This is a genomic window from uncultured Corynebacterium sp. (assembly GCF_945649885.1).
GTDB lineage: Bacteria > Actinomycetota > Actinomycetes > Mycobacteriales > Mycobacteriaceae > Corynebacterium.
Window position 1 is genome coordinate 1 of the sequence record NZ_CALZFS010000178.1, and the last position, 3932, is coordinate 3932.

Annotated in this window: 3 protein-coding genes; 1 reads left to right on the forward strand and 2 read right to left on the reverse strand. The window is 57.5% G+C overall.

What is annotated here, in order from left to right:
* Positions 1–497: 497 nt before the first annotated feature.
* Both Q0M74_RS13355 and Q0M74_RS13360 read right to left on the reverse strand, forming a co-directional pair.
* Positions 498–1556, reverse strand: a complete 1059-nt coding sequence (locus tag Q0M74_RS13355) for a hemolysin family protein (RefSeq protein WP_293955264.1) — start codon at positions 1554–1556, stop codon at positions 498–500.
* A 3-nt stretch (positions 1557–1559) separates the two neighbouring features.
* Complete coding sequence (locus Q0M74_RS13360; RefSeq protein WP_293955266.1) at positions 1560–2972, reverse strand: hemolysin family protein; 1413 nt, start codon at positions 2970–2972, stop codon at positions 1560–1562.
* A gap of 205 nt (positions 2973–3177) precedes the next feature.
* Between Q0M74_RS13360 and Q0M74_RS13365 the strand changes: the two genes are divergently transcribed.
* Entirely contained in the window at positions 3178–3780 is a 603-nt protein-coding gene (locus Q0M74_RS13365; RefSeq protein ID WP_293955268.1) for a (d)CMP kinase, read from the forward strand.
* The last annotated feature ends 152 nt before the right edge of the window (positions 3781–3932 follow it).

Here is a 3932-nt window from a genome sequence, read left to right on the forward strand (position 1 = left end):
CGCTAATTATTGCGCTTCGGCCAATGGGCTGAAACCCGTTGACCAGCCCCCGACACTCACACTGCGTGAGAGTCGGGGGTTTTCTTCATCCTCATGCCCGCGAATATCCCGCATCAGCTCATATCGGAGACACGTTGTAGGTGGATCTACACTGAAGAGTTCAAAAATACGTCACCAAGAGATCTGAGACTTTGATGCTGGAATATCATTTCAGCTCCCGTCTTTCCAGTCCGACGCTCCCTTCTCCCACTTTGTCCAGCATGGCGATACTGCTTATACAGCTGGGATCATTGGGCAACGGGGCTCAGATGTGCATTGGTTACGCCGCTGATCAAACCTGGTAGAAAACTCTTGATGCTGTGACAGCTACATATGGACAAGAGGAGTTTCGGGCTGAGTTCTTCCTTGTTGAAGATCCAGTCTGGGCCACGTCCACAGAGACTGAAATTCGATAGGTTGTCTGGATAGTAGAGGTTCCCGGGCAGGAAGGAACAGAACTAGCCCCGGCGCTGTGCCTGAGCCCGGTCAATCTCCTTTTCAATGCTCGGCCACAGCTGACGCAGGATATAGTCCCAGGTGATCACACCACGGACGGTGTAACCGTTGTTCACAGAGATAACCACAGCCAGCTGTTCATTTTCTGCCCGCATGCGTTCCAGAGCTTCCTGAATGGTGGCGGTCTCCGGCAGCGTCAAAGCTGGGCGGGACCAGTCGATTGCCGGAGCGGTCTTATCTGCTGTCAGGGTGTCGCGGGCATGCACCACCCGCGGGACATCCCAGGAAGGATCATCCAGCAGCACGCGTAGGTGTCCAGATTCACGCGCGGTGAGGTGGATATCCTGCACCGTGGCTGTTGCTGGCAGGTTTTTCAGATCATTGCCGGGAGCTCCCACCGCCTGGCCGATCGTGGCCTGTTCCAGTTCAATGACACCGGCGATCTGGGTGGCGGAGATATCGTCGAGAGTGCCTGTCACACGGGAATGTTCCACGAGTATGCGCAGGGTGTCTGCGTCATAGCCTCGGGCGGCTGCGCGTTCCACGGGTTCTTCACCGGCAACTTTAACCAGCTTATTGGCCATGACATTGATCCAGGTCAGCAGGGGACGGAAGATGTTGATGAAGCCCCGGGCCGGGAGGGCAATGAGCCTGATGGCTGATTCTGGGTGGGTGATGGCCCAGGACTTCGGAGCCATCTCACCGATGACCAGGTGGAGGAAGGTGACGATGAACAGCGACAGGATGAAGGCGATGATATCCGCAACACCCAGGGGAACCCCCAAGGCATCGAAGGCCGGCATCATGGAATAGTGCACCCAGGGTTTGGTGATGGCACCCAGGGCGAAGGTGGCGGCGGTGATGCCCAGCTGGGCACCGGCCAGCATGATGGTCAGTTCGTTGAGGCTGCGCAGTGCAGCCCGGGAAGCAGCGGAGGTCTCCGCGGTTTCCTCCAGGCGGTTGCGTCGGGCGGCCAGCAGTGCAAATTCGATGATGACGAAGAATGCGGATAGGACGATGAGCAGGATCGTCACGGGAAGTGCGATATACCATTCAGTCATGGGTTAGCGACCTTCCTCGGTCTGGTGTTCATGGTTTTCTCCCAGGGGTGCTTCCTCAGGGTGATAGTCCTCAATGAGTGTCAACCGGACACTCGCGGGGACATTTCTCTCGATGGATTCCACGTAGATGCGCAGGATACGTACCGGTGGTTCGTCGGATGCGATGAAGTCCTCGGGTTCTGCGGCCAGTTCAATGTCATGGGTCTCACCGGTGTCCACCAGACCACCCGCGTGGGCGAGGAGGAGCCCGGAGATGGTCTCAAACTCGCCTTCGGGAAGGTCATGGCCCACGGCACGTTCCACCTCATCAAGAGGGGTGTCACCACCGACCAGCCATTCGTGTTCGCTCGTGGTGGTGATCTCCTCAGACTGGGGCAGATCATGTTCATCGGTGATTTCACCGAAGATCTCCTCGGCCAGATCCTCAAGGGTGATGATGCCGATGAAGCCACCGTATTCATCAATCACACAGGCCAGTTTCTCCCCCTTAGTGATCAATTCATCAAGAACATCAGGCAGGGTCATGAGCTGGGGCACGACCAATGCGGGGCGGATCACCTCCACCACCGGTGTGGAAGCAGGGACATCGGTACCCAACAGGTCCACCAGGTGGAGTACACCAACTGGAACGTGGGCCTCATCGATCACGGGGTAGCGGGTGTGGGCGGTGGCCATCAGTTCACGTGCTTCACCGATGGTGTTCTCCGGTGTCAGGACATCGGAGCGGGACCTGGGGTGCATGGCGTGTCCGAGATTATGGTCAGGGAAGTCCAGCAGACGGTCAAGAACCAGGAAGGTCCGATCATCAAGATCACCACTCTGGCGTGATGTGGTCACAATATGTTCCAGGTCCTCAGCGGTGGCGGAGGAATCAATGTCCTCCACCGGCTCAATCCGCAGCAGTTTCAGCAGACCATTGGAGGAGAGGTCGAAGAACTTGATGATCCACCCGGTTGCCTTCAGATAGATGGAGGTGGACCCGGCCAATGCCAGGGAGGACTTCATGGGGGCCGCGATGGTGTAGTTCTTGGGAAAGAGTTCACCGAAGATCATCTGGATGATGGTGGACAGGGTCAGTGCCAATATTGTGCCTACGCCCACGGAAACCGCGGTGGGGACACCGACGCCGCCAAGCAGAACCCCGAGGGATTCACCCACCAGGGGTTCCGCGATGAAACCAACCAACAAGCCGGTGACCGTGATGCCCAACTGTGCTCCGGAGAGCATGAAGGACGTGCGGTCGGTGATAGCCAGTGCCCGGGCAGCCTTCTTATCCCCGGAATCAGCACGGGTACGCAACTGGGTTCGGTCTACAGACATGTAGGCGAATTCCTGGGCGACAAAATACCCGTTGATGACGATGATCACCCCGATGACGACCAGTCCGAGCAAGAGTGTGAGAACAGACGAAATCATAAGCTCACCCGCCTCAACACCTCGTGGTCAGTGTGGACGGGCCAGATAGATCGCGCCGGGGGCTCCATATGAAGGAGATACCTCTTTCTCAGATACTTTGGTGGCAGGTTGCCAATTAGGAAGACAGTTTACAGAAAAAAGATCAGTGGGAAGCTGGAGGGGAAAACACCCCGGCGCAGTCCCACAGATAGCTACCCTGGGGTACATGATCATTGCAGTGGAAGGACCAAGTGCGGCGGGCAAGACCACGTTCTGCCGAAGCCTTGACCAGACTTTTATCGCGGAGTATCAGCCCACAGGCACGGAACCGCGGGGAGAGGCAGTGGAGGTCCAGGCACATTATTGGACCAATGTGAACACCGCCCGCTGGAATAGTGCCCGCACCCTGGAAAGTGAAACGGGTCTCGCACTGTGTGACTCTGATCCGATGAAGCTGCACTACTCCTGGTGCCTGGCACGGATCGGCGAGGATTCGGTGGAGCGTTTTGAGTTTGAGAGCACCCTGGTGCGTGAGGCCCTGGTGGAAAAACGCATCGGTTTTGCGGATGCCATCCTGGTGGATTTCCCCGAACTAGACACGTTGACCCGGCAGAAGAACAATGATGACACCCGTGAACGGAAGTCCTTTGAGCTGCATGCCAGGCTTGCTGACCCCCTGCGTGAGTGGTACGCCGCCCTGGAAAAAGCTGATCCCGGACGGGTACTGGGATGGGACGTGGATATCAGGGCGTTGAGTTCCAGGAAGCGTCGTTATGACGCGGCGCTTTTCGACACCCTCCTGGCCAACCTCCCACCCCTTGTGGACTAACCGTCCAGGAGCTGACGGGAGGCGAGGTCCTTATAGATAGGGCTGGTGATCAGCAGCTCGGCATGTGTTCCGGTGGCGACCACCCGGCCCTCATTGATCACGATGATCTGATCAGCATCAGTCACAGTGGACAGGCGGTGGGCAACCACCAC

Excerpts from the sequence above, each read along its gene's own strand:
- Q0M74_RS13355 (WP_293955264.1), bottom strand. The coding sequence starts at position 1,556 with ATGACTGAATGGTATATCGCACTTCCCGTGACGATCCTGCTCATCGTC.
- Q0M74_RS13360 (WP_293955266.1), bottom strand. The coding sequence starts at position 2,972 with ATGATTTCGTCTGTTCTCACACTCTTGCTCGGACTGGTCGTCATCGGG.
- Q0M74_RS13365 (WP_293955268.1), top strand. The coding sequence starts at position 3,178 with ATGATCATTGCAGTGGAAGGACCAAGTGCGGCGGGCAAGACCACGTTC.